Below are 26,084 nucleotides of genomic sequence, written 5' to 3' on the forward strand. Positions count from 1 at the left end.
TTATGCGGAAAGCCCTTGAAACATGGCGCCTATTTATCACGTGCCGCTTTCAGGTAGAGAGCAGATCGCGGATGGTGGATGACAGCCGACACCGGCCGCTATTCTGTCGGCTGCGCGACGACATTCGTTTAACGCGCGATCACCGTGATCTTTTTCGAGTACACCGGCGGGTTGTGCGGCATATGCATGTCGTCGCCCATCAGCAATTGCAGCGTGTGCTTGCCGGGCGGCAACTGAATCATCGTCTCCGTTTCGCCCGCGCCGAAATGCAGATGATGCCGGTCCGACGGAATTTCCTGATCCATCGGCGGCAGGTCGGTATCGATCAACAGATGATGGTGGCCGGTATTCGGATACTTGACGCCTTTCGGCGCAACACCCATAAACCGTAGCCCGAACCAGACACGAAAGGGCTTATTGGCGGGCACCACCTGGCCATCGTTCGGATAGCCGATATACGCATAGGCGCTTGCCGGCGACGGTGTCGCGGCAAGCACGCTGTCAGGCGCGGCCGAGGCGGCCCACACCCCGGCAATGAGCACGTTGAGCACCGCGACCGTAATGATCCTGTTCATGGCGTTTCTCCGTTCCGGCTGAGCGCTTCGAATGCACGGATCGCGCTAATCCTTCAGCACGGTGATCGTGATTTTCTTCGAGTACACCGGCGGCACATGCGGCACGTGATTGTGATCGCCGAGAATCAGTTGCAACGTATGCTTGCCGGGCGGCAACTCGATACGCGCATCGGTTTCTCCCGCACCGAAGTGCAGATGCTGGCGGTCCGACGGGATTTCCTGATCGAGCGGAGGCAAATCCGTGTCGATCAACAGATGATGATGGCCGGTATTCGGAATCGAGATGCCCTTCGGGCACACGCCCATATTACGAAGCCCCATACGCACCCACAGCTTACCGCCGTGAATCACCGCGCCGTCCGACGGCCAGATGATGTACTCCTCGGCGCCCGGCGGCGACGGCGTCTGTTCCGCACGCGCGATCCCGGCCGCTGCGACGACGACCGCCGCGACGAACATGGCGCGCGAGGCCGCCCGCCATGCGCCGGAAAACGATTTCACCGGATACTGCCTGCCGAAAAGAAAGGAAACACGGGTTCTTCGCATAGCGCATTCTCCCGAGAGGGGTCATGGCTGGCCCGGTGAAATATGAGCTTCCGCGTGTTCGGGCGACAGGTCGCGAGCGCGGAGCATCGGACAGTCACATTCATAGGCACACAGCCCGTAGTTAAAACGGCCGTGCAGCGTGACTTTGTGAATCAGCTTAGGACGTAACTTGCCAAAAAGATACGCAATGCTCGTTAACCGTATGACGCATTAAGGACTCCCGGACAGTTTTAACGCGAAGCGCGTGCTATCGTTAATAACAGGTTGCGGGTAGATGGCCGGTAGCGGCATCGACACCTTCGCCCGCTGTAGCCGGCGAATACCGCGAGCAGCGCGGTCCTCGAATGCCTGAATTCTGTCCGGTACAAACAGGATATGAAGAAGGATACGAAGATGTGGCGACGATTCCTGCTGGTGTGCATGGCTGGAGCAATCCAGGCGCAGTGGAGTAGTGCCGGTGCCGCCATGCAGGCGACAAGCCTCGCAACCGCCGCGACTACCCCGGCGATTCCGGCGATAAGCGCGAGCGCAACCGGAGAAGCCGCACTACGCTTCTCGCCATTTGCTGCATTGCGCGATGCCGCTCACTCGCGACGCGTAGCGCTCGTGATCGGTAATGGCGAATACGGCGACGCTCGGGAGCCGCTTCGCACGAATGCGCGACGCGACGCCGAAGCGATGCGCGATGCGCTACGCTCACGCGGCTTCGATGTGATCGTCCGCACGAATGCGACGCCGCCGGAAATGCGCGAAGCCATCGCCGAATTTCAGCGACGGCTGCAAACAGGCGATCTCGGCCTGTTCTATTTCGCCGGACACGGGATGCAAATTGGCCGTCAAACGCTGCTTTCACCGGCGGGAGTCGAGGTTAGCCGCGCGACCAGCATCGATCTGAATACGATCCTGCAGGCAATGCAATCGACACGCGCCGGCCGGCTCAATCTCGTGATTCTCGATACCTGCCTCGACAATCCGTTTGCGACCGCAGCAACAACCACGCAGACCACCGCGGTGTCCGCCAACACCGTAATTGCCTATGCAACGGCACCGGGCGGCTTCGCGGCGGACGGCACTCGTCATGGCGTCTATACCGGCGCATGGTTGCACGCGCTGCACGACGCTGACTTATCGGCACAGCCATTAGCCGAGATGTTCGAGCACATTGCCGCCGAAGTTCGCCGCACCACGGGCGGCACGCAACAGCCATGGCTCGCCACCGCGCACCCTAACGTGGTTCTCGCCAGCGCAATCGAATCGCAGCCGCCCCTCACAACGGTTAGTCACGCGATCACGCTGCACAGTCGCGGCATCCTGCCCAAAGACAGCAACGATCAATACGAAATCACGTTCTGGGAATCGATCAAGGACAGCAACTATCCGGCCGACTATGAGGCCTATCTGAAGGCGTATCCGAATGGGCGCTTCGCGCCGCTCGCGCATGCGCGTATTGACCGGTTGCGCGCGGCGGCTGCGTCGAATGCGCCAGCGACTGCTGCACCTGCGGCGCCAAACAACCATGCGACCCAGGCTGCGCCTCCCGCGCCAGTCGCTCGCCCGGCGGCGCAAGCAAGCACTGCAACGAATCCGCCCCCCGCGCCGGCTCCCAAGCCTGCACCGCCACAACCCGCCGTTGCTGCCGCCGCTCCGCTCACGCAAAAAGCCGTCGCCCATCCACCAGGTGGCGCGGGCGAAATCCGCGACTGCGCAGCCTGCCCGATCATGATCGCCGTCCCCGCCGGTTCCTTCGCAATGGGTAGCAATACTGACGATCCCTCCGAGAAGCCGGTTCATCACGTGAGCATCGGCGCGCCGTTCGCGATCGGCAAATACCCGGTGACGGTCGAGCAATGGAACGTGTGCGTCGCCGCCAATGCATGCCAGAAACTCACGCCCGAGAGCAATACCAACAAAGCGGCGCCCGCACGCGATCTCAGTTGGGACGACGCGCAGCAGTACATCAAATGGCTCGTTAAAACGACCGGCAAACCGTACCGTCTACCCACCGAGTCCGAATGGGAATACGCGGATCGCGGCGGTACCACGACCGCTTACTGGTGGGGCGAACAGATGCGCAAAGGCGCGGCCAATTGCAAGGACTGCGGCGACCCGTGGCACAAGGAAGGGCCGGAAAGCGTCGGCACCTTCGGCGCCAATCCGCTCGGCCTTTACGACATGAATGGCGGGGTCTGGGAATGGACGGCCGATTGCTGGCACAACTCCTACCAGGGCGCGCCCGTCGACGGCCATGCGTGGGACAACCCCGGCTGCGAAGTACGCGTGATTCGCGGCGGCTCGTGGCGCGAAGGCGGCGACTACATGCTCAGCGCGACGCGCTTCAAGTACAGCGCAAGCGTGCGCCAATCGCAGGACGGCTTTCGCGTCGCCAAGGATCTGCACTGAGTTTCGCGGCACCTCCTCGCAAGTACTCCGCGTCACCGATTCGCGTGATGCGCGTCGGCTTGCGCCTGCAACTGCAATAGCACCCCATGTTTCATCGAGCCCATTGCACGTCGCGTGCCTGGCGAGTACCTCGTGGAGACTTACCGGCTCAAGGTTCGAGCGGCTTCGTCATGATCGGCGCGAAGTCCGCGACGATATGGTCCTGCCCGTACCGGCCGCCAAGCTGCACGAGCCGCGTTTCCAGCGCGCGCAGATACTCGGCGCGGGGTTCGCTTTCGGGGCGCAGCTTGTCGAATAACTGCACCGGCGTAATCAGCATCACCAGCATTTCCGCGCCGAACGGCTTCGCGATCGTCCAACCACCGACCTTGCTGCCGATCGTCGCCGAATAGTTCGGCAGCGCCTGATTGTCCTTCATGCGCGGACTCGGCAGCATATGCACGACGCTGCCGTCGAGCTGAAAATAATCGACCGTCACGTACGAATCGAAACCTGGCGTCGTCAGATCGACGATCAGTGCATCGCCTTCGGTCAGCAGACCGCTTGGCGGTCGAACGTGCAACGACGCAATGCGGCCAGCCTGCCAGTTGCGCACCCAGTAAGGCGCCAGCGTTTTGACGATGTCGCATTTATCGTCGGCCAGCGTTTGCACGTCGAGCGAAACGTTATCGACGGCCGGCAACGCGGCCAGCGTGTCCTTCAAATGCGCGGCGCCATAACGCTGCGAGACGAAACCGCGCACTGTCAGCGCACGATCCTGAACCGCAGGCGATAACGCCGAGCACGGCACCTGCGCGAGCGCGGGCGCCACGGCGGCAAGTGTCAATGCGGGCCTCGGTGCAGGTGCAGGTGCAGGTGCAGGTGCAGGTGCAGGTGCAGGTGCAGGTGCAGGTGTGGGCGGCGGTGGCGCAACCGGCGCGGGTGCCGACGCGACCGCGCTGGCCGATGTATGGCTCGTTGCCGGGTTACTTTCATTCGCCGCCGCAATCGTCGTTGTCGTTGCTGCCGTTGTTGTTGCCGCTGCGGTAGGCGACGCCCCGCGCGCCCGGTCCACCTGATCCGGCTGCGAGTTCGCCGCTTCTTCCGATTGCGCGCCCTGCCGCGCCGGCCCCGAGCGCAACGCGAACACGCCGACCGCCGCCGCGCACACCACGGCAAAACTCGCGAGCCCGACCTTCGCCAGCGCGCCCGACTTTTCCGCGCGCGCTTCGTTATCGAACTCCGCGATAAAGCGCGTCACGCTCGGCATCCGCGTCGTGCGATCGAACGACAGCGCAAAACGCAATGCGCGCCACTGCTTCGCGTCGAGATTCGGCGGACGCTGCGGCCGGAAATCGGCATTGCGCGCCTGGGTCGCCGAAAGACGATCGAACGGATGATGACCGGTCAACAGCTCGTACGTGATGCAGCCGAGCGCATAGATGTCGTCGCGCGGATCGGGCTCGCGATGCTCGATCATCTCCGGGCTCGCATACGCGGGCGTCAACGCGCCGAGGCTGCCCGGATCGAACACGGTCGCGTCGCTTTCTTCCTCCGGCCGCTGGAAGACCCGAGCAATGCCGAAGTCGATCACCTTGACCTCGGCATTGGTGGTCAGAAACACGTTCGCGGGTTTGAAGTCGCAATGGACGAAGCCGCGCTCGTGCGCATACGCGAGCGCCGCGCACATGCCGCGCACGATCGGCAACGCCGCACGCACCGGCATGCCCTGATAGCCCGGCGTGCGTAGCAGCTGGCTCAGCGGCTTGCCGCTCAGGTATTCCATCGTCAGATAGACGATCGGCCCGTCGCGGTCGAAGTCGTACACGGTGATGATGTTGCGATGCGCGAGCACCTGCGCCTTGCGCGCCTCGCGCTGCAACGCGACCAGCGAATTCGGATTGCCGCGGAACTGGACGTTGAGTACCTTGATCGCGAGATACGGCTGACGGTCCGACGCTTCGAGCTTGCGCAGATCGAGTGCCTTGTACACGGTGCCCATGCCGCCGACGCCAAGGCACTCCTCGAGCACGAAGCGGTTGTTCAGCGTGTCGCCGATACCTTTGATCGTTTCCGCTCCGGCGTTGGCCGCCGTACCCGCGATACCCGCGGAACTCGCCGCGTTGGAAGCGCCTGCGCTCCCCACGCTCGACGAGCGTATCGACGGCCCCTCGACCGTCGTCTGCAAACCGGTTTCCTCTCCACCCGCCGGAACGTTCGACACGCGCAGCAATTCGATGCGCCGACGTACCTCCAGATATAGGTCGTCGGGCAACGGCGTACGCCGGTGCGCGGCACCGAGCGTGTCCAGCAGTTGCGTCGGACCGAATTGTCCGCTCGTCAACGCGCTGTCGAGCTGGGCGACGAAATCGTCGCGCGACAGCTCGCCGCTCTGGAAGTCGTGAATCACACGCGCAAGGCTAGCCATTTGTGCGAAGCACCGCCGTTGCCGCTGGACCGTGTCGCATGCGACCGAAGCCACGCGGGTCGATAGAAAACCTCTCGTAACCAGTGACATGTGCCGATTCGATACTAGCTCCCGGTCCGAGCTTTCGCAAACCAGGTAAATCAGTCAAATCAGACATAAGCCGCGCGTTGCTGCACGTGCATTCGAAGGGAGTGTCGTGTGTGGGCCAACAGCAGGCACCGGTCTGTCGGACCGTCTCCATCTGCTGCGGCCTCACTCCGTGCGTCAGGACCCTATGCGTTGACCTCGAACCGGTCGCTAAAGCCTTATGCAACAAGGACTCCGCAATTTCATCAGGACACTTTATCAACGTTGGCACAGCCTGTGCGTTAGTGATGTCCGAGCAAACAAGTTGCTCAAAACCACTCGCACCACTGCGAATATTTCTTTCTGGAGACTCACCATGAAAACGCTGATGATCAAAGACCTGTCCGTCACCGAACAACTCGACAGCCATGCGATGCGCGCGGTGCGCGGCGGCTTCGGCCCCAGCCTGTACTACAACTTCAGCCCGGTCGTCGCGCCGAACAACAGCAAGAACCTCACCGCGACCCAACTGATCAGCAACGAACTGAACCTGCAGAACGCCAACGGCAACAACGTCGCACTCGCCGCCGGCATCGACTCGACGCAGGATCCGTTCGTCACGTCGAACAACAACATCCACATGTAACGCGTGACGCGGCGAAGCGCCCGCCGACGCGGGCCGCTTCGCCGCGCGCCGTGCATGTCCGTTTTCCCCGCATTTCAGGAGCAACGCCATGTCATCCCTCATGATTCGCGATCTGCCCGCCACCCGCGAACTCGACCGCCGGGCCATGTCCGTGATCGCCGGCGGCACCGGCAGCAGCGTGCCGACACCGTCGGGCGGGCTCGGTGGTCTTTCCGGCCTCGCCAACATCAACGTCACGGTGAACCAGAACCTGGTTCAGCAGCAATACGTGAACGTCGCGGCACTCAACAACATCGGCGTGATCGGCGCGGGTTTCGTGCCGCTGAAGCTGAACGTCGATCCAACCCTCTGGGCCGCCAACTACGCCGCCGTGTAAGCGCATGCAGTAGCACGGGGACGGGGTTTCCCCACTGCCGCTGCAGCGTTGCGCCCCACCGTCGGCACGCGGATTTCCTATACTGAGAGTGCGTCGAGACCTCAGCACACCGAACGACCTATCGGACAGCATGCAGGCACGGCGGCCGGCTCGACGACGATCCGGCCGCCCGAGCACTTTTAGGGAGCCGTCATGGCCAAGCTCATCATCAAGGATCTGATCGAGAGCGTAGAACTCGACCGCGAGGCGATGGCCGCGATCGTCGGCGGTGCGCGCGTCGGGGCGAGTTCGAGTCGTGCCGCGCCGCTGGTGCCTGTCGCGACGCGCGTCGTCGAATATCCGCCCGGCTTTCCGGCCGCGCATCAGCGTATTGCAGACGCAGCATTGCCGCGTAAGCGGCAGCGTCGCTAACACCCTCTCCGTCCGCACCGGCAACGCCCGATCGCAACGGCACGCGCTTTTCGCGCGTGCCGTTGCCGTTTGCGCTTCTGCTTTCGACTTCGCCTCCGTTTCTCCGAAGGACCACGCGCCAATCCAACCGTTCGCATCCGATTCGTCGGGGCCGCACAGACACGTCGGCGCGATATCGCCGTCGCGTGCGGCGCGTTTCGACGAGGCCTGCGCGCTGCTCCTTGCCTGGCTTCGCGCGGCGCCAAGCTCGCGCTTTTCCGCGCCACATCCCCCACGATTGGCATAGGCCTTGCAGAAATCGAAGCAGGCGCAGCACCTTGCTCGCCTGTCCACTTCAAGGAGTAATGCCATGAATGCCACTGTCATCATCAAAGACCTGCCGCATCGCGCGAGCGACGCCTCCCCCGAGAAGACGCTCACCGTCGAGCAGATGAAGACGCTGCGCGGCGGCCGCTCCGTGGTTGTCACGGTGGACGGCGGCGGCACCGGTCACGTCGACGATTGGGACATCAATACCGCCATCTTCGAAGGCCGCATCAAAGGAACCTATCTATAGGACGCGCGACGTGTCCGCAATTGGAAAGACGGTATCCGGCTCACGCTCCCGGCCCATTCCCCGCATGAGCCGGATGCCGTCCCATCGATAGAAGAATCCAGTCTCCGCCGACGGATTGCCGGTTAGGCATGTGGTTTGCTCACCAGGGACAACCCTGCGGCCTTGCAGGCCATCTGTGAAAGCAGGTCTCTATCAACCAGACGGAGGTCATAACATGCTCGGAACCATTCTTCTGATTGTGCTGATTCTGCTGCTCATCGGCGCCTTTCCATCATGGCCTCACAGCCGTGCATGGGGCTATGGACCTACCGGTGGACTCGGCGTCGTACTGATCGTGGTGATCGTGCTGCTGATTACCGGCGTGATATAGGCCACGCACATAGGTCATGCTCGCTGCTCTGTATTAACTGAATGCTAACGAGCCGCCGTCTACTCGCATGTGCAGGTGCGAGTAGACGGCGGCTTCGCTATTTTTTCTGGCGTTATTAAAAATGCTCAAGCGTCGACGCGCGAGCGGAGCATTTCGCCATTGATCAACTTTTCAAACAGATCCGCATCACCCATCTGCCCGCCCTTGAGCATGATCTCCATACCGTCGAGTTCCACTCGGTCGGAATGCAAACGGCACATCGTGACACCCGATGAAAGCGGAGCGAGGTAGGACAGTCCCCACGCATCGAGCGCCCGTACCGCCAGGCTCGACGTGTCGCCGCCCGCAATGCCGATGCGTTGCAGTCGCACGGCGTTCAATACCTGCTGCAAAAGCTGCGCGCACGCTTGCGCAAGTGTTGATTGCGGAGCTGCTTCGCCGTCCGCATGTGTAGTGCCTTTTTCATTCTCGTTCGGCACGCAATCCGTTGATGTCGCATTCGCCACTCGCCGCGCGGTGAACGCCAGTACATTGCGTCCGGCGCGCAACGGCCCGGCGATAGCCTCCACTCGCCCGACGATATAAGCTCGTGCGTGCGCACCGATCATCTGCCGCGGATCGAGTTCTATCCGTAGATACGAATGCGCGGCTTCGATCTGTACCTCAGTCAACGGCGAAAGACTGCCGGCCAAAACGAACACCGGTCCGCGCGCCCGCGCGAGCGGCACGGACGCTTCATTTTCCCTGACGCCTTCCGTGCGGCCGGCGGCGCACGCGAATGCATAAGCTTGCGCAACACTGCTTGCGCCGACCGCCAGCAACGGCGCGGACCGCTCCGCGTAATGTGCGATGACTTTGCCAAGTGCCTGCAAATGCGTGTCATCGAGTACATCGAAGAGCAACGCTGTGGGTTTTGCAGCGAGCTTGCGCCGTACCTCGTCCAGCAATCCGGCATCGTCCAACGCATAGTCCCGCCAGTCGATCAGCTCGATACGCTCGACACCCTGCCGCTGCAAATGCACGCGCAGATCCGCTTCGTTCATCGGCGTGACCGGATGACGGCTCATCGTCGGATGACGATCGATCCGATAGATACGCGGCTGCCCGTCATCGCCACCGGCCGCCGCAAACAGCTGACCGAACGCGCAATAGCGCCGCAAATTCGGCTGTCCACCGACAATCGCCACCAGTTCGCTCGCGCAGTAATCGCGCAGCGTGCGAATCGCCACCCCGATGCTGCCGGTATGCGGCGCGCTGTCGAAGGTCGAGCACACCTTGTAATGGATGACGCGCACGCCAAGCGCCGCAAACGCGGCGCCGACGCGCGCGAGCTCCTGCTGTTGCGGGCGCGGCGCCAGCGTGCGCGCCGCGCCCGCGACGCCGAGCGCATCGAGCCGGCCGAGCGTCGCGAGGCGCTCGTCGGAGGGCGGCACAAAGAACAGCATTGTGCGCAAGCCGGCGCGCGCGAGATGGGCAAGCGTATCGGTCGCGCCGGTAAAGTCATCGCCGTAGAACGCGTAGGCCGGCGCCTCTCCATGCACCGCACTGCGTTCGTTCATCGCGCCTTCAGCCAAAAACGCGTTCACGGGCGGTCACCGAAAAACGCCAACGCACGCCGCAGCGCCGGCACATTCTCCGCATACGTCGTGAGCGGCACACCGGCCTGCACCGCATCCCACGCGTGACGCACGCTTATCACGCCCGCGGCGGGTCCGTCGGGATGCGCCAGGATGCCGCCACCACACATGAACAGCAGATCGGTCGAGTGCACGGCGTCGAACGTCGCGGGCGCGGTGCCCGCCCATTGTCCCGACGAAAACGCCGGCAATACGCGGTCGTCGCAACCCGGCGCGAGCGGCGTCGCGCAATCGCGCGCGGACTCGATCACTTCGCCGTCGCTTTGCGCAAACTTGCCGGCGAGTCCATGCACGTGCATATGGTCGACACCGGCGAGACGCCACAGCGTTTGATACGCCTGAAACGACATGCCGAGCGCGGGGTCGCGCGACATCATCCCGTAGCCGTTGCGATGCGCGTGCAGCACGAGCGGCGTCGCGCGGCGCAAGGTCTGGATCGCGGAGAAGCCGCACCAGTTGATGCTCGCCATCACGCAGTTGCCGCCTTCGCGTTCGACCAGTTCCGCGTGACGGCGCATCGCGTCGAGATCGTCGGTGATATTGAACGCGACCATCACCGGCCGGCCGCTGCGCTCGCGGTACGCACGGACCTCGGCCATCACCGCGCGTACACGCTCGGCCAACGGCGCATGCGTGGGATTCGCCGACACTTCGTCATCCTTGATAAAGTCGACGCCCGCCTCGCACAAATCGCGTACCAGCGCCGCGGTTTCTGCAGCGCTGAGTCCGACGTTCGGCTTGATGATCGTGCCGATCATCGGCCGCCCCTTGACCTGTGTCAGCGCGCGCGTCCCCGCCACGCCATGACGCGGCAGCTCGAAACGGGCCCGATACGCGGCCGGCAAGCGCAGCGACAGCAGCCGCATGCCGGTCACTTCGCCAAGGTCGTACAGATTGCCGGCGACGGTCGCCGCGAGCGTCGGCAGATTCGCGCCGATGTTGGCGAGCGGAAACGACAGCGTGACGCGCGCGCGCCGCCACGGTCCGGACGCGCGTTGCCGGGTGAGCCACGCGCTGAGCAGACTCGGCTGCGTCGCGGCTTCGAGCTCCTCGATACGCAGCACGGTCGCGCGACTGCGTGCGCGCAGCGCATCGGATTCGTTCGCGACCCGCACGAAGGTGCCGCTCGACTGCTCGCCGGCCATCACGTCGGCGACGCGCGCCGGATCGAGCGGCGTTTCGATCAGATAGTCGGCTTCGAGCGTCTCGCCGTCGATGGGCCGCTGCGCGTGAATGGCGTTCATAGCGTGCTCAGGTCGGGAAACGGGCGCACCGGTTCGCGGCCGTTCCAGTCGCGCGAGGCCGCGTAGATCATATCGAACAGCTTGCCTTTCGGCCCGGCGATCTCCGAGAGTTCGATCACCGTGCCCGGATGATCTTCGGTATCGAAGTAAACGAAACGGCCGTTGCGTCCCACTTCGCCGCTCATCGCGACCTTGAAGCCCTGCTGCCGCAGACGTTCGAGATCGGCATCGAACGAGGTCGTCCAGTACGCGTTGTGCTGCAGGCCCGTATGGCCGGCGGTAAGAAAATCGCGGTACATCGACGGCGCGTCGTTGCGCGTCTGGATCAGTTCGACCTGCAACGGGCCCGAGTTCGCGAGCGCCACCGAGTTATGAACCTCGTAGCGCTGTCCGCGATACGTGTAGTTCTCGATCGGCACGCGCTCGTTGTAAAACCACGGCCCCACGCCGAGCACGCGGCTCCAGTAATCCATCGCGGCCTCGATATCGCGCACCACGTAGCCGGCCTGCCGGATTTCACCAAAGAAACGACTCATGAAACTCTCCCGTTGCTGCGGGTTTCGAAGGACGAGCGACACCCCGGCGCAATGCAAACGCAGCGCCCGAATGCCAGCGGTTCAGGTAACGTCTAGAGAAATCCGATCGAGATCCACGGGATCGCCGCGACCAGCAGCAAGCCGAAGATCAGCGCCCCCATATAGCCGATGATCGGCCGGATCCCCGCATCGGGATTGACCTTGCTGATCGCGCACGCCGAGTAGTAACCGACGCCGAACGGCGGCGAGAAAAGCCCGACACCCATCGACAGAATCACGACGATCGCGTAATGCACTTCGTGCACGCCGGCGAGTCGCGCAATCGGAAACAGCAGCGGGCCGAACAGCACGATCGCGGGAATTCCTTCGAGCACGCTACCGAGCATCACGAACACGACGATCGAGATCGCCAGAAAGCCATACGCGCCGCCGGGCATCGCGCTCATTAATTGTGCGAGATCCTGCGAGAAGCCCGATTGCGTGAGCGCCCAGGCCATCGCGGTCGCGCAGCCGATAATGAACAGAATCGCGCCGGACAGCGTGGCCGCGTCGACCAGCATGCGGCCGAGCCGCCGCCATTCGAAGCGCCGGTAGACCAGCAGTCCGACCAGCATCGAATAGGCAATGCCGATCGTCGAGACCTCGGTCGCGGTCGCCACGCCCTCCACCACCGCCATGCGAATCACGAACGGCAATGCCAGCGCGGGCAGCGACACGACGAACATGCGGCCGATCTGCCGACGCGTAAAACGCTGCGCGCCATCCAGATCTTCGTTGCGATAGCGCCACCCCACCACCACGCACAGAATCAGCGCGAGCACCGCGGCGGGCAACATGCCGGCCGTGAAGAGCGCCGAGATCGACAGCCCCGTCACCGAACCGATCGTAATCAGCACGATGCTCGGCGGAATCGTTTCGCTTTGCGCGCCGGTGGTGGCCAGCAATGCAACGAGATCGCCCTCGGACGCACCGCGCTTTTTCATCTCGGGAAACAGTACTGGCGCGATCGCCGCCATATCCGCGACTTTCGAGCCGGAAATACCCGACACCAGATACATCGCGCCGATCAGCACGAACGACAGCCCGCCGCGCACATGACCGACGAGACTCGCGAGAAATTCGATCATCGCGCGCGCCATGCCGGTCATTTCAATCAACAGACCGAGAAACACGAAGAGCGGCACCGCGAGCAGTACCAGATGCGACATCCCCTCATCCATGCGGCCGACCATCACTTCGAGCGGCGTATACGTGGACAGCCCGAGATAACCGAAAGTGGCGAGCGCAAACGAAAAGCCGATCGGCACACCCGAGAAGATGCCGAGCGCGACCACACCCACGAAGAAGATCAGAAGACTGATCTTGCCGAGCGTCTGAAACCACGGCCCCGCGAAAATTGCTACCGCGCCGAGCAGCGCGGCGATCGCCAGCACGATCAGGACGTCGCTCATGCGGCTCACCTGCGCGAGACGGGTCAGACCGACCAGCAGCATCAACGCGGCGCCGATCGGCAGTGCGAGCGCCCGCCACGCATTGCTGATCTGCAACGCAGGCGTCACGATGGCCGCTTCGCCCGCTGCGTAGTCGTAAGCCGGCGCGATCAGCAACGCGAGCAGCGCAATCGACGCGACGAGCGCGAGCGTATCGACAAACGCACGCGCGCGCGGCGACAAGCGACTGACAAGCGCGGTCATCCGCATATGCTCGCCGTGCCGCAATGCGAGTACCGCGCCGAGCATCGCGAGCCACAGAAACAGAATGCCGGCCAGTTCATCGGACCAGACGAGCGGTTGATGCAACAGATAGCGCGACACCACGCCCGCGAGCATCACGATGATTTCGACCGCGAGCAGCGCGGCCGCGCACACCTCGACGAGCGCGATCAAGCCGCGATCGACGCTGCGCAGCCAGCGTCGCGGCAAACTCGCCGCGCTCAACGGCACGCCGGCTTCCGCCGGATTCAACGCGTGATTCGCCATCCTGCTGTCTCCTTGCGGTCGCATGCGGCGTGTCGTTCGACGCTCGTCGGACCCGAAAGCACTCACGCGAGCTTGCCGACCGATTGCTCGAGCAGATCCCACGCCTCGTTACCGAAGCGGTTTTTCCATTGCCCGTAGAAGCCGGCCTGACGCAGCGCGGTACGAAACGTGTCGGGCGAAGGATGATTGATCGTCAGCCCCTTGCTCTGCAGATCGGCGACGGCCGCGTCGTTCAGCTTGCGCACGTCTTCGCGCTGCTTGAGTCCGGCCTGATTGAACGCGTCGCTGACGATCCCCTGCAGATCTTTCGGCAAACGCTGCCACGCGCGCGGGTTCAATACGAACCAGTAACCGTCCCACATATGATTAGTCAGCGAGCAGTACTTCTGGACTTCGTAAAGCTTGGCGACTTGCACGATCGGCAGCGGGTTCTCCTGCGCATCGACGATATGCGTCTGCAGCGACGAATACACTTCGCTGAATTGAAGGCTGGTCGGCGCGGCACCGAGGCCTTTGAACATGTCGATACTCAGCGGGCTCACCGGCACGCGAATCTTCAGGCCGTGCATATTCTGTGCATTGACGATGGGCGCGGTACTGGTCGTGGTCTGACGAAAACCGTTGTCCCACATCTTCTCGAACGATTCGAGTCCGGCCTTCTGCATCGCGGCGCGCACGTACGCGCCGAGCTTGCCGTCCATCGCGCGCCACACCTGGTCGTAATCGCCGAACGCGAAGCCGACCGCGTTGATCGCCACTGAGGGCGCCAGCGTCGACACCACCAGCGCGGACGGCGTGAACATTTCGATGCCGCCGCTGCGCACCTGCGCGAGCATGTCGGTATCGCCGCCCAACTGATTGTTCGGGAAGATGCGGACCTCCATGCGCCCCTTGGACGCCTCGCGCACCTGATTCGCCGCTTCCTGCGAGCGCACGTTCAGCGGATGCGTGAGCGGCAGGTTATTGCCGTACTTGAACACGAACTCCGGGCCGGCGGCCGCGCGCACGATCGCCGGAAATCCCAGCGTACTGACTACCGGCACGGCGGCCGCGGCACGCAGCAGACTGCGTCTCGCAAGGTTGGTCATGAGCGTCTCCTGTGAATCGGTGTTGGCGGTTCGTGCCGCTACGCCGATCCCATGCTTATAATTGATGCGACTGTCGAATCCATCAAAACCCATCATCCCTCGCTGCAACGCTCTGATTTTCCGGTCATCGGCGTTGAAATGCGGTGCGATAGCTGCAAGACTAGGCGGCGCCGGCAAGCGCTGTCAAACCGCCAATTTGATGTTTTTTGATGGACTTCTCTCTGTCGAGGACTGCGATGTCCGATCCGGTTCACCTCTCCGACACGCCGCGGCGCATGTCCGCCGTGCGCATTCCCGACATTGCACGCGCAGCCGGTGTATCGACTGCTACGGTCGATCGCGTGCTCAATGGCCGCGAAGGCGTGCGTGCCATTACCGCGCAACGCGTATTGCAGGCAGCAGCCGAACTCGGCTATCTACTCACGCCCCAAGCGCCGGTTGTCTCCGCAGTGAAGCCGATGCGCATCGCCTTTCTATTGCCCGCCGGTACCAATCGCTATTTGCGCATGCTCGGCGACTACATCGAATTCGCTCACGAGCAGTGGAGCGCATTGGATATGAAATGCCGCGTGTACTACGTGGAAAGTTTCAACCCGAATGAATTGGCCGACCGTCTGCTGCATTACGGACAACGCGCGGATGGCGTCGTGTTCATGGCGCTCGAACATCCGGTTGTGCGCGACGCGGTCAATACACTCGCGGAACAGGGAATCCCGGCCATTACGCTGATTTCGGATCTGTCGAACGCGCGTCGCCTTGCTTATGTCGGTATCGACAATCGCGCGGCGGGGCGCACGGCGGCGTTGTTATTGGGCCGTTTCATGGGCCCGCGGCCGAACGGCAAGATTGCGATGCTGGCCGGAAGCCTCAATTACCGTGGCCATGAAGAGCGCGAGATCGGCTTTCTGCATCTGGTCGAATCGACGTTTCCGCAGGTGCGCGTGATTGGACTACGCGAGGGACACGACGATAGCGAGCGCAATTATCGGCAGACGCGCAAGCTGCTCGAAGAACATCCCGATCTCGCGGGCATTTACAACAGCGGCGGCGGTTCTGATGGCGTGGCGCGCGCGATCGTCGAAGCACGTTCGGACCAGAAGATCCTGTTCGTCGGCCATGGCCTGACGCCCGACACGCGCGCGTTGCTGATCGACGGCACGATGGACGCATTGATTACCCAAACGCCCCAGGCGATGGTCGGTAATTGTCTGCGGATTTTCCGCAATGTACTGAACCGGCGCGACCCGTTGACCGACGTGAAGCCGGTGCAGTTCAGCATCGTGTTGCGCGAGAACCTGCCTTGATCAGGCGCGGTGCGGGAAGGTTGCAGCGGCTTCGTATGAAGGAATGGCGCGGTGCGGCATAAGGCTGCGGTTACGCCGCGCGCTTTTCAGGCGAGCACGTCAGGCACGTCAAATGCTGAGTCCCCTTCGTATTTCAACTTCGATACGAAAGGAGAAGACATCATGCCTTACCTACTCGGCTGGCTGCTTGGCGTTCCGCTGATCGTACTCGTCATCCTGTACCTGATTTTCCATTGATACCCGGTGGGACAGGTATTCGATGTACTTTCCCGCGGCGGCGGTATGCGGCTGATTCGGAATCAGCGTACCGCCGCCATCAGCGCACCCATGCCGACCAGCAGACTGTGCCCATCAGACGATTCACCGCGCGCATGCGTGTCGGTCGCTGCAAGACCTTCCGCAAACGGTGCGAGAAGATCGCTGTCGACGCCACGCCCACTGCAAATATCAACGCAAAAGTACTAGCCAGCAGCAAGTACTGCTGATTGGCGGACCAATGCGCTTCGTCCGACGACGTACTAATGAACTGCGGAAAAAACGATGGAAAGAACAGCAGTGTCTTTGGATTGAGGCCCGAGGTCGCGAAGCCGCGCCAGAATAGGCCACGCTGACCGTCATTGCCGGCCTCGCCAGTGGCAATCGAAAATATGCCGCTGCGCCACTGCCTGAAGCCGAGATACACCAGATAAATCGCGCCGGCCCAGCGCAAGATACTCAGTGCGCGCTCGTCGATCAGCAATAGCGAATTCAGGCACAGCGCGGTCAATACCAGTTGCAGCAGCACCGCACAGGTGCCGCCCCATACGCACGGCAACGCGGCACGCCAGCCGGCGCCGAGCGCCTGACTCATCGTCAGTACATTGACGGGACCGGGGGAATAAACGAGCACGGCGGAAGCGAGAAGAAACGACACATACAGCTGGATCGACATCGGCGAATCAACGGGCAGAAGTGCAAAGTGCACGAGGTGGCAGAAAACACATGCGGACACGTGCGCGAACATGCGTCCATACCCGGCGAGCGCGCATTCCGGCGCGGGTAACGCCGGAATTCGCCCGAGTGCCGCCTTGTCGTCAAGGAAGCGAGACACCGAAAGGCGGCTTGTGGCCGCGAGGGGCCGCTGGGCGCGAGGCCTGCGGTCCGGATGGTTGTCCCGGGCATGAATGCATGGAGAAAATATACCGGGAGCCCCGCTGGATAGGCTTCTTAAAGGGTTCGATTTAATCCGTTACGACGGGACGATCTCCGCCTATAATTCGTTCATACGAAATTTTCTCCCGAGTCCGCCGATGACCGCCAAAACACGCCCGCTCGACAACCTCGACCGCAAGATCATGCGCGCGCTGCAGAAGAACGCTCGCCTCAGCAACGCGGAGCTCGCCGAGCTGATCGGCATGTCGACCACCGCGTGCTGGAATCGCACGCGTCAGCTTGAAAATGAAGGCTATATTCGCGGCTATGTCGCGTTGCTCGACCAGCAGAAACTCGGCTTCGCAGACGTGGTGCTGCTCGAAGTCACGCTGGATCGTCACGACGACGACGCGCTCGCGCGCTTCGGCGCCGAACTCGCAACGCTCAGCGAAGTACTCGAAGCGTATCTGGTGTCTGGCGATTACGACTATCTGGTCAAGGTCGCGGTGGATGGCACGGCCGGCTACGAACGCTTCCTGCGCGAGAAGCTCTACAAGATCGCGGGTATTCGCCACAGCCGCTCGATGTTTGCGCTGCGCTGCATGAAGAGTATTCCGTCGATTGCGATCTGAGCGCGTAGGCGGAGCAGAGCGCCTGCTACTTTCTATTCGTTGCGCTCCGTCCGCCATTGCATTTCAATGCGCCGCCGATCAATGCGCAGCCTGCGATGCGGCGATGATCGCATTCGCAACCGCTTGCGGCTGGCTGAGCATCGCGACGTGACTGGTGTCGACCCGCGTAACCTTCGCGTCGATGCTCTTCGCCATCTCCAGTTGCAGCGCGGGATCGATCATCCGGTCGCGACCCGACACCACGAAATACGACGGCTTGTCGTGCCACGCGGCCTTCATCACCTTCTGATCGATACAGTCGGCGGCCCACGGTTCCTGAGTGGCCGCGATCAGCCGCTTTTTCGGCAGCGGCAGATCCTGCGCGAAATCGTCGAGAATCGCCTTCGTCGACAGCGTCAGATAACCGGCCGAATCCTTCTGCAATTCGCTCGCCCAGACCGGCGCCGGCTTGCCCTTCGTGATGTCGGCAATCGATTGACCGTTATCCGGCGCAAACGCCGCCACGTACACGAGACTTTTCACCTTGTCGTCGTTGCCGGCCTCGCTGACCACGACGCCGCCCCACGAATGACCGACCAGAATCACCGGCCCGTTCTGCTGCTCGATCACGCGCCGCGTGGCCGCGACGTCGTCGGCCAGCGAACTCAGCGGGTTCTGCACCGCCACCACGTGCAGACCGCGCGCTTCGAGCAGCGGAATCACCTTGTCCCAGCTGGAGCCGTCGGCGAATGCGCCGTGCACGAGCACGACGTTCTTGCCTTTCAGGTCGTCGGACGGCGCGGCCTGCGCGAATTCGGTAGCCTGCAACGCGAACAGTCCGCCCACCAGCAACGCGGATCCGAGGATTTTCTTCAGGAGCGTGGTCATTTTTTGACTCGACAGGTTGTCAACAAGCGTTGTTCAGGCGGCCGTCCGCAACACAATGCGCGGACGGCCTGGAGGTTGCATCGATCACGAGTGCGCGTAGATCGAGCCAAGACCGATGACGTTCGAGCCGTCGTTCGTCCGCTCCACCGCGACATGCTTCATCGGCACAGGCGAGCCCGAGGCCGAGCGGCCCTGCTCGACACCGCCATAAGCGCCGGCTGCCGCACCGCTTGCCACACTATTCGCCGCGCCGATACGCGCCTCGGCTGCCTCGATGTTCTGCGGGTACTGCGTGTTGTCGCTCGCCGGGTTGTAGCCGGCCTTCTGCAACTGCACCAGTTCCGCGCGCACATCGGCACGCGACAACGGATGCTGCGGCGATTGCGCGAACGACGCGACGGGAGCAACAACGAGTGCGGCGACGAGAAGCGATTGAACGAGTTTCATGAGTTTTCTCCGGTAATCAAAACAGACTGAGATCAAGGATTGAGCGGAACAGGTAGCAAGCCGTCAGAGCCGATACGCCGTCATGTCCCGCCTGATTCAACGCAACGTTGCGAATCAACCTTGCGTGACGACATTTGAACGCGCGAACGTATCTGCAATGTTTTCGCCACCCCCTGTTTATGCAAGCGTGTTTGTCTGCGTACGCTGTAGATACACTGCGATACAAACGCGTTTTCCCACGAATTCCAGGCATGAAAAGACCCTGCAGCCAGAGGCCGCCTGCAGGGAGTACGGTTAAAGGAAACTGGAATGACGGGCCGGCCCGCGCCGGCCGGCATCAAAGACGCGTGACGTCGAGCATCGCCTGCGCGAAAGCTTTCGGCGCTTCTTGCGGCAGGTTGTGGCCAATGCCGCCGCTAATATTGCGGTGCTGGTACTTGCCGGTAAACTTCTTCGCGTAGGCGGCCGGATCGGGATGCGCGGCACCGTTCGCGTCGCCTTCCATCGTGATGGTCGGCACGGCGATCGTCGGCGCGGCGGCGAGGCGCTTTTCGAGGTCGTCGTATTGCGGCTCGCCCTGCACCAACCCCAAACGCCAGCGATAGTTGTGAATCACCACCGCAACATGATCCGGGTTATTGAACGATTCGGCGGAACGCTCGAAGGTGGCGTCGTCGAAATTCCATTTCGGCGAGGCCGTATGCCAGATCAGCTTGTTGAAGTCATGACGGTTCGCTTCATAGCCCGCGCGGCCGCGCTCGGTCGCGAAGTAGAACTGATACCACCACGTGAGTTCGGCCTTCGGCGGCAACGGTGCGCGGTTCGCTTCCTGGCTGCCGATCAGATAACCGCTCACCGATACCATCGCTTTCACGCGTTGCGGCCACAATGCCGCGATGATGTTCACCGTGCGCGCGCCCCAGTCGAAGCCGCCGAGCACGGCCTGATCGATTTTCAACGCATCCATCAGATTGACGATGTCGACCGCGACTACCGCCTGCTGACCGTTGCGCGGCGTGTCTGCCGACAGGAAGCGCGTGCCGCCGTAACCGCGCAGATAAGGCACGATCACGCGATACCCGGCGGCCACGAGCAGCGGCGTCACCTCGGCGAAACTCTGGATATCGTACGGCCAACCGTGGAGCAAAATTGTCACCGGTCCGTTTTGCGGACCCGCTTCCGCGTAGCTGATATTGAGCGTGCCGGCATTGATCGAACGAATGTTCTCGAATGTGGCGACGCGCGTCGCGGCATTAGCAGTACCGGCCGTGTTGGCCGACTGCGCATGCGCGAGTCCGCTCAATCCCAATTCGAGCAGGCTGAGACCCGCCACCGTGGTGCCCAGAAAGCGACGGCGACGGCTATTGATCTGATCCGACATGCTGGTTCTCCTTAATCAGTCGTAATGCGAAATTAATCCGGTCCGCTCATCTGCGATACACGCGACCGTACCCGACGGCCGTGCTGCGAGAGCGGCCATACATGGCAATTGAATGAAACAGGTAGAACGAATCTGCAACGAGGATGCTGATACGACAGAACCACCGGGCTTACTACTGTCGCAACGCTTGAGATGAATAGTGACAGCCCAGGCTGCCGACAGCAAGAGCAACTAAGTTCACATATCGTTGCCTTATGAGCAACACATTAACCGTCGTCGAGTCATAACATGCGAGAGATCAATCAGCAACGCCTGCGCTATTTCAATGAAGTACTCACGCACGGCACGATTCGTGGCGCCGCGGAAAGCATCAATACGTCGCCATCGGTGATTACGCGGCAAATCAAACTGCTCGAAGACGAACTCGGCACGGTGCTATTCGAACGGCAGGCGCGCGGCGTCAAGCCGACCGAGGCGGCTACTCATCTGCTGGAATTCTGGCGCGGCTATCGCTCGCAACAGGAGAAACTCGAAGATCAGTTGCATGCATTGAAAGGCCTGCAGCGCGGGCAGATCCGGCTCGCGGTCAGCGAAGGATTCGTCGATATGCTGGTCGACGACGTACTTGCGCCCTTCTGCGCCCGCTATCCGGAACTCGAGGTCGGCATGGACATGCTCGCGGTCGACGCGATTCAGGAAGAAGTCGCGGAAAGCCGCGCACATATTGGGCTCGCATACAATCCGCCGCCTCATGCACGGATCGAGTATCGCGCAAGCTCGCTGCAGCCGGTCGTGTTGTTGCTCAGAAGCGACCATCCGCTCGCCAGAAAAAAACAACCCGCCACGCTCGACGATCTGCGCGCTTATCCGCTCGCGCTAATGCCCCCAACATTTGGGATCGGACATGTCGTCAAGATGACGGAGTTGGCCGAGAACATGGCGATTCGCGCGACGCTGACGACCAACTCGCTCAGCGCGTTGAAGCGCTTCGTCACGGTCGACAACTTCATGACGCTGATCGGTGAATTCGCCGCTTACCGGGAAATCGCGAGCGGCGAATTGACGGCGGTACCGATCGCGCACCCGCTCTTTTCCGGCGCCCAGGCGCGCGTGCTGACCAAGTCCGGCCGGCCGCTTGCACCGGGACCGCTCGAATTGCTACGCTGGATTCAGGAGCGCATGCCGATGTTCTCCGCGCCCGTGGCGAAAACGAATCGAACGGTGGGTACCACCGCGCACGCGGCGCGCAAACGCAAGAGCCGCTAACCGGTCAGGGTGTGCGGCTCCGCACCATAACGGCTAAAGAACGGCTACCAACCTCTATAAGCGGCTTCCAGACCACCCGCAATCGGCGCGCCGATTCGTATCGCAATGTATCTGTGCGATGCACCGATACAAAACCTTGCACGCGTGCCCGTTTGCCGACATAAACCAGATACGTGCGGGCGCTCCAATACGGCCATACCAGCCACGGAGCGCTCACCATGCACAGTACTCTCGAAACTCCACTCGCCCTTCTCGCCGGGCTGCTGACGATCGCGTCGCCCTGCGTGCTGCCGGTGATGCCGATTCTGCTCGGCACCTCCGTCGAACAACCGAGCCGCACCCGGCCGCTTTTCATCGTCGCCGGCTTCATCGTGACTTTCGCGTCGTTTGCGCTGCTGCTGGGCGCGGTGTCGAGCACCGTCCATGTCGCGCAGCAGGTACTGCGCAATAACGGCATCGCGTTGCTCGCGCTGTCCGGCCTGATGCGCATCTGGCCGCGCCCCTACGACTGGCTCGTCGCACGGTTGCAGGCGCCGCTCGAACGCATCGGCTCGGCCATCGCACCAGGCACGCAGCGCGGCCAGCCCGGCAACGGCAATGCCGGCGGCTTCGTGCTCGGCATGTCGCTCGGCGCGGTCTGGACGCCGTGCGCGGGACCCGTGCTGGCGTCGATCCTCGTGCTGGTGGTCAAGGCGCAGGACCTCGGCTGGTCGGCGCTGCTGCTCACGCTGTACGCGATCGGCGCGGCGATTCCGATGCTCGCGATCATCTACGGCGGCCATTACGTGACGCGCCACGTACGCGCGGTGTCGCGTCACGCCGAACGTTTGCAACAGGTCTTCGGTGTACTGGTGATGCTGACCGCACTCGCCATCTATCTGCAATACGACGTGCTGCTGTACGCCCGGCTCGCCGCCCTTTTCCCTTCACCTGGAGGACTTTGACATGACCACCCGACTCAAGGCATTCGCGCTGTCCATCGCTCTCGCCGCCGGTGCTGCCGGCGCCGTGATCGCGAGCAGCCACACCACGATGGCCGCGCCGCCGGTCATCGCTTCGACGGCGCCGGAATTCACCGGCATTACGCAATGGCTCAATAGCGAACCGCTCACCTTGCAGCAACTGCGCGGCAAGGTGGTACTGGTCGATTTCTGGACCTATAGCTGCATCAACTGCGCGAACACGCTGCCGTACGTGAAGAGCTGGCATCAGAAGTACAAGGATCAGGGGCTGACGGTGATCGGCGTGCATACGCCCGAGTATCCGTTCGAGCGCGATACCGGCAACGTGAAAACCGCGCTCAAGCGGCTCGGCATCACCTACCCGGTTGCGCAGGACAATCAGTACGCAACGTGGAATGCGTACAACAACCAGTATTGGCCCGCGTTCTATCTGATCGACAGGAAAGGGCAGATCGTCTACTCGCACTTCGGAGAAGGCGACTATGCGCAAACCGAGGCGAAGATTCAGGCGTTGCTCGCGCAGAAGAACTGATGCCGCGCTGGCGGACTCATGAAAACGAAGAAGCCCCCGTATGCCGGAGCGATCAGGCGTACGAGGGCTTTTGCGATTTCTACTGCGGTTGCGCCCGCTTCCGTTAGAGGCCGAGTCGATCGAGAGCCGCGTTGACAGGCGCAGAAACGAAATAGCGCATGGCCTCAAGATGAGACGCATTGAGAAGCCTGTGATCGCGATAGAGCCCCGCCATTGCGACCAGCCGATCGAGAACGATCGTATGCACGACGCTCGTATCCTGGCCGTAATCGACGGCACCGGCGCGCACGAGTCTGTCCATCGCACGCACTGTGGTCAGCACGGCTTCGGTATAGGGCGCATACGGTTCGCGAAACGCGGCGACGATCAGCGCGATATCGTCCGACTCGAGAGCGGGATACCAGCGTGCCAGCAGCGCGCGACGGAATGCCTGAAGACATTCGCTGCCGACTCTGACCTGGCTATGCGTAAAGCTCGCGTCATGAGAGCGGTGTTCGGTGAGAACCTCGTCGACATTCGCGAGCTGCCCGCCGGCCACCATGATCGCGCTGAGATAGTCGAGATCTTCCGCGCTGGCCATGCTTTCGTCGAAGCGGATGCGATGCTTGCGAACGAAAGCAGTGCGTACCATCAGCGTGCCGCCGCTGATGGTGTTCATACCCGAGAGCAGACGTGCCTTGATGTTGCCGTCGCCGAGCGCGCAATACGCGATGCCCTCGGCGACGTTGCCGAATACGCGAGCGTGGGATCCGGCGGCAGCGAGGCTGTCGTCATTCTGAAAGGCCGCGACCTGGACGTCGAGCCGCGTTTCCAGCGCTCTGTCGTCGGCATCGAGACGGGCGATGAACTCGCCTCTGGCCTCATCGAAACCGGTATTCGAAGCGCTGCTGATGCCGCGGTTCTGCTCGAGAGAGACGACCCGGATACGCGGGTCGTCTCCCGCGGCCTCGAGGGCGGCGGCCCGGGTCCGATCGGACGAGCCGTCGTCCACGACGATCAGCTCCCAGTTCTGAAGCGTTTGACGCTGAATCGAGGCGATCGCCTCGCCTACGAACGATGCTGCGTTGAAGGCCGGAATGACGACTGTGACGAGAGGCGAAAAAACCATGATGCAATGCTCGAAGGCGGACTTCCGGCCACGCGCGCGGAACGTCGCCGCCCGCGTCGCACCCAGTCGGGCGTTGCAGATTTCAAAGCCCGACCGGCAGCGCGCTGCCTAACCCGCTCTAGAATAAATAATTAGCAAAGAGCCCATACGTGATCTGACTCGTCTTCTCCGTGATCGGGCTGTCGTTCGCATCGCCGCGCAGCCATGCGAACGAGACGCTTGCGCCGACATTCCAGTTCGTCGCGATCCGGTATGCACCGTTGACGGAGAAGCGCAGCTGATTCAAACCGGAGCCCGCCGAATACGTCGGCAAACCGGAGCGGGCGCTTTGCTCCGAGTTCACGCCGAAATACGTTTCGTTGTACTTGCTGCTCGCCCAGGTCAAACCCGGTCCGGCGGACAGCGTGAGTTGCGGGATCGGCTGATAGCGGCCGAGCAGATCGAACGTCGCGACTGTACCACGATCGTTACCGGCGATATCGGTCAGCACGCTCGCGCGCGCGGTGATGAACTGATACGTGTACACGCCGAACAGTTCGGCATGCGCGGTCCGCTTGACGTCGCCGAGGCCGTGCAGCCGCGAATCGTCCGACTCGTTACGCGGATCGATGAAATCGTAAGTGATGGCCGCGCCGATCCGCCAGTTACTGTCGCGATACAGATACGCGCCGAGCGACAATATGGAAGCGGCATCCGGATTCGAGCCGATAAAGAAGCGGTCGTAATTCGCGCTCACAACCGGCACCACTTCCCATTTGGTGCCGCTCGCGCCGGGAAACTTCGGCATGTTCACGACCCCGGCGCCCACCGTAAAGCGCCACGGGCTCGTCCCCGCGCCAGCTGACTGCGTGACTTCCGGCGCGCCAACCGAATACAGGCCTTCGGACAAGCCGAGCGTATCGTCCGCCATGGCGGCGACGGCAAACAGCGACAGTGCAGAACCCACCAGCACCTTGATCATGCGTGGCTTGGACACATCAATCATCCCGGTCTCTCCGTGGAAATTAAACAGGCGCAAGCGCAATCGCGCCATTTCAAACGTTTATCGCATACTGTCGCTACTGTTGTATCGATGAATAGTGCCCGGTTGAATGCCGAGGAGATATCCGCGGCAATTCGAATACCGGATAGCCGCATATAACGGTTTCCGATAGCGCGATAAAAGCCGCACTGCAACGGCGCTCGAAGGATGGGCCACCGCCACGCGCGCGAACCATGCCGATGAGCCCACCGTGACGGCTCGTTGCAACCACTCGACTCGGACGTTTTCCTGATCCATTCTGCTCCCCGAAAGGATTGAGCGATTGAATTATTACGTCTTTTCCGGGAATGCCATGGCTAAGGAGTGGCATGAGCATAGCCGGTTTTTTTCGCCGGTCGCAAGCGGATTTTTTTAATTGCCTGCTACAACCGGATCGATTGGGCAATGGCGGCAAACCCAGCGCTGGCATGAAAACCGCCGGATTTGCCATCCGCGATCGCAAACGATACTCTTTGCGAACTTGGCTTTTCTTCGCCGCCGATCCTGATCGCGCGGCGAGCTTCGATGCGCGGTGATCTACGTTATGGGTGAGCTATGCCTCCAGGAAAGTACATCGGCAATAAATCAGTCAGTCA

General features: G+C 62.1%; 25 protein-coding genes and 1 pseudogene. 12 read left to right on the top strand and 14 right to left on the bottom strand.

Annotation, left to right across the window (positions count from 1 at the left end; genetic code table 11):
* Positions 1-128: 128 nt before the first annotated feature.
* Together HHL14_RS16765 and HHL14_RS16770 are read right to left on the bottom strand one after the other, a co-directional pair.
* Positions 129-575 (bottom strand): DUF4399 domain-containing protein, encoded by a 447-nt coding sequence (locus HHL14_RS16765; RefSeq protein WP_169498736.1) that lies wholly within the window; start codon positions 573-575, stop codon positions 129-131.
* A 45-nt stretch (positions 576-620) separates the two neighbouring features.
* Entirely contained in the window at positions 621-1,121 is a 501-nt protein-coding gene (locus HHL14_RS16770; RefSeq protein WP_169498737.1) for a DUF4399 domain-containing protein, read from the bottom strand.
* 393 nt (positions 1,122-1,514) lie between these two features.
* On the opposite strand from HHL14_RS16770, the gene HHL14_RS16775 reads away from it, so the two are divergent.
* Complete coding sequence (locus tag HHL14_RS16775) at positions 1,515-3,521, top strand: SUMF1/EgtB/PvdO family nonheme iron enzyme (protein WP_169498738.1); 2,007 nt, start codon at positions 1,515-1,517, stop codon at positions 3,519-3,521.
* A gap of 148 nt (positions 3,522-3,669) precedes the next feature.
* Here the strand turns inward: HHL14_RS16775 and HHL14_RS16780 are convergent, their stop codons facing one another.
* The gene (locus HHL14_RS16780; protein WP_169498739.1) at positions 3,670-5,928 is read right to left on the bottom strand and encodes a serine/threonine protein kinase; all 2,259 of its coding nucleotides are present in this window, start codon (positions 5,926-5,928) and stop codon (positions 3,670-3,672) included.
* 442 nt (positions 5,929-6,370) lie between these two features.
* Here HHL14_RS16780 and HHL14_RS16785 point away from each other — a divergent pair, with 442 nt between their 5' ends.
* The 5 genes from HHL14_RS16785 to HHL14_RS16805 all read left to right on the top strand — a co-directional run bounded on the left by HHL14_RS16785 (position 6,371) and on the right by HHL14_RS16805 (position 8,353).
* Positions 6,371-6,640 (top strand): hypothetical protein, encoded by a 270-nt coding sequence (locus HHL14_RS16785; protein WP_169498740.1) that lies wholly within the window; start codon positions 6,371-6,373, stop codon positions 6,638-6,640.
* A gap of 88 nt (positions 6,641-6,728) precedes the next feature.
* Complete coding sequence (locus HHL14_RS16790; RefSeq protein WP_169498741.1) at positions 6,729-7,016, top strand: hypothetical protein; 288 nt, start codon at positions 6,729-6,731, stop codon at positions 7,014-7,016.
* Positions 7,017-7,208: 192 nt separating this feature from the next.
* A complete protein-coding gene (locus tag HHL14_RS16795; RefSeq protein ID WP_169498742.1) occupies positions 7,209-7,427 on the top strand; it encodes a hypothetical protein in 219 nt (72 codons plus the stop codon).
* Between the two features lie 349 nt (positions 7,428-7,776).
* Positions 7,777-7,983 (top strand): hypothetical protein, encoded by a 207-nt coding sequence (locus tag HHL14_RS16800; RefSeq protein WP_169498743.1) that lies wholly within the window; start codon positions 7,777-7,779, stop codon positions 7,981-7,983.
* Positions 7,984-8,197: 214 nt separating this feature from the next.
* On the top strand, positions 8,198-8,353 hold the full coding sequence (locus HHL14_RS16805) for a DUF3309 family protein (RefSeq protein ID WP_169498744.1): 156 nt from the start codon (positions 8,198-8,200) through the stop codon (positions 8,351-8,353).
* A gap of 125 nt (positions 8,354-8,478) precedes the next feature.
* Here HHL14_RS16805 and HHL14_RS16810 read toward each other — a convergent pair whose 3' ends face one another.
* From HHL14_RS16810 to HHL14_RS16830, 5 genes are all read right to left on the bottom strand, one after another.
* Entirely contained in the window at positions 8,479-9,912 is a 1,434-nt protein-coding gene (locus HHL14_RS16810) for a four-carbon acid sugar kinase family protein (protein WP_169498745.1), read from the bottom strand.
* Positions 9,913-9,935: 23 nt separating this feature from the next.
* Positions 9,936-11,234, bottom strand: a complete 1,299-nt coding sequence (locus HHL14_RS16815) for a ribulose-bisphosphate carboxylase large subunit family protein (RefSeq protein ID WP_169498746.1) — start codon at positions 11,232-11,234, stop codon at positions 9,936-9,938.
* Entirely contained in the window at positions 11,231-11,770 is a 540-nt protein-coding gene (locus HHL14_RS16820) for a VOC family protein (RefSeq protein WP_169498747.1), read from the bottom strand. The genes HHL14_RS16815 and HHL14_RS16820 overlap by 4 nt, the downstream gene beginning before the upstream one ends.
* Before the next feature lie 92 nt (positions 11,771-11,862).
* Positions 11,863-13,749, bottom strand: a complete 1,887-nt coding sequence (locus tag HHL14_RS16825; RefSeq protein WP_169498843.1) for a TRAP transporter large permease — start codon at positions 13,747-13,749, stop codon at positions 11,863-11,865.
* Positions 13,750-13,811: 62 nt separating this feature from the next.
* A complete protein-coding gene (locus HHL14_RS16830) occupies positions 13,812-14,837 on the bottom strand; it encodes a TRAP transporter substrate-binding protein (RefSeq protein ID WP_169498748.1) in 1,026 nt (341 codons plus the stop codon).
* 236 nt (positions 14,838-15,073) lie between these two features.
* Between HHL14_RS16830 and HHL14_RS16835 the strand changes: the two genes are divergently transcribed.
* Complete coding sequence (locus tag HHL14_RS16835; protein WP_169498749.1) at positions 15,074-16,141, top strand: LacI family DNA-binding transcriptional regulator; 1,068 nt, start codon at positions 15,074-15,076, stop codon at positions 16,139-16,141.
* Between the two features lie 299 nt (positions 16,142-16,440).
* Here the strand turns inward: HHL14_RS16835 and HHL14_RS16845 are convergent.
* Positions 16,441-17,072 (bottom strand): annotated as a pseudogene (locus tag HHL14_RS16845) (LysE family translocator).
* Between the two features lie 358 nt (positions 17,073-17,430).
* Here HHL14_RS16845 and HHL14_RS16850 point away from each other — a divergent pair.
* Positions 17,431-17,904 carry an Lrp/AsnC family transcriptional regulator gene (locus HHL14_RS16850; RefSeq protein WP_169498751.1) on the top strand — a complete coding sequence of 158 codons (474 nt, stop codon included), beginning with the start codon at positions 17,431-17,433 and terminating at the stop codon, positions 17,902-17,904.
* Positions 17,905-17,982: 78 nt separating this feature from the next.
* Here the strand turns inward: HHL14_RS16850 and HHL14_RS16855 are convergent, their stop codons facing one another.
* The 3 genes from HHL14_RS16855 to HHL14_RS16865 all read right to left on the bottom strand — a co-directional run bounded on the left by HHL14_RS16855 (position 17,983) and on the right by HHL14_RS16865 (position 20,599).
* Entirely contained in the window at positions 17,983-18,771 is a 789-nt protein-coding gene (locus HHL14_RS16855; protein WP_169498752.1) for an alpha/beta fold hydrolase, read from the bottom strand.
* An 84-nt stretch (positions 18,772-18,855) separates the two neighbouring features.
* Positions 18,856-19,218, bottom strand: coding sequence for a DUF4148 domain-containing protein (locus HHL14_RS16860; protein WP_169498753.1), 363 nt, complete (start codon positions 19,216-19,218; stop codon positions 18,856-18,858).
* Positions 19,219-19,555: 337 nt separating this feature from the next.
* Positions 19,556-20,599: an alpha/beta fold hydrolase gene (locus tag HHL14_RS16865; RefSeq protein ID WP_169498754.1), complete on the bottom strand. Its 1,044-nt coding sequence runs from the start codon at positions 20,597-20,599 to the stop codon at positions 19,556-19,558.
* Between the two features lie 288 nt (positions 20,600-20,887).
* Between HHL14_RS16865 and HHL14_RS16870 the strand changes: the two genes are divergently transcribed.
* The 3 genes from HHL14_RS16870 (at position 20,888) to HHL14_RS16880 (ending at position 23,359) form a co-directional block, all read left to right on the top strand.
* Positions 20,888-21,865 carry a LysR family transcriptional regulator gene (locus HHL14_RS16870; protein WP_169498755.1) on the top strand — a complete coding sequence of 326 codons (978 nt, stop codon included), beginning with the start codon at positions 20,888-20,890 and terminating at the stop codon, positions 21,863-21,865.
* 218 nt (positions 21,866-22,083) lie between these two features.
* The gene (locus tag HHL14_RS16875) at positions 22,084-22,809 is read left to right on the top strand and encodes a cytochrome c biogenesis CcdA family protein (RefSeq protein ID WP_169498756.1); all 726 of its coding nucleotides are present in this window, start codon (positions 22,084-22,086) and stop codon (positions 22,807-22,809) included.
* Position 22,810: 1 nt separating this feature from the next.
* Entirely contained in the window at positions 22,811-23,359 is a 549-nt protein-coding gene (locus tag HHL14_RS16880; protein WP_169498757.1) for a thioredoxin family protein, read from the top strand.
* A 103-nt stretch (positions 23,360-23,462) separates the two neighbouring features.
* Here the strand turns inward: HHL14_RS16880 and HHL14_RS16885 are convergent, their stop codons facing one another.
* Both HHL14_RS16885 and HHL14_RS16890 read right to left on the bottom strand, forming a co-directional pair.
* The gene (locus HHL14_RS16885) at positions 23,463-24,467 is read right to left on the bottom strand and encodes a glycosyltransferase family 2 protein (RefSeq protein WP_169498758.1); all 1,005 of its coding nucleotides are present in this window, start codon (positions 24,465-24,467) and stop codon (positions 23,463-23,465) included.
* A gap of 118 nt (positions 24,468-24,585) precedes the next feature.
* Positions 24,586-25,452, bottom strand: a complete 867-nt coding sequence (locus HHL14_RS16890; protein ID WP_169498759.1) for a MipA/OmpV family protein — start codon at positions 25,450-25,452, stop codon at positions 24,586-24,588.
* A 365-nt stretch (positions 25,453-25,817) separates the two neighbouring features.
* Here HHL14_RS16890 and HHL14_RS16895 point away from each other — a divergent pair, with 365 nt between their 5' ends.
* Positions 25,818-26,024: a hypothetical protein gene (locus tag HHL14_RS16895; RefSeq protein WP_169498760.1), complete on the top strand. Its 207-nt coding sequence runs from the start codon at positions 25,818-25,820 to the stop codon at positions 26,022-26,024.
* The last annotated feature ends 60 nt before the right edge of the window (positions 26,025-26,084 follow it).

The organism is Paraburkholderia antibiotica (genome assembly GCF_012927125.1).
Lineage (GTDB): Bacteria > Pseudomonadota > Gammaproteobacteria > Burkholderiales > Burkholderiaceae > Paraburkholderia > Paraburkholderia antibiotica.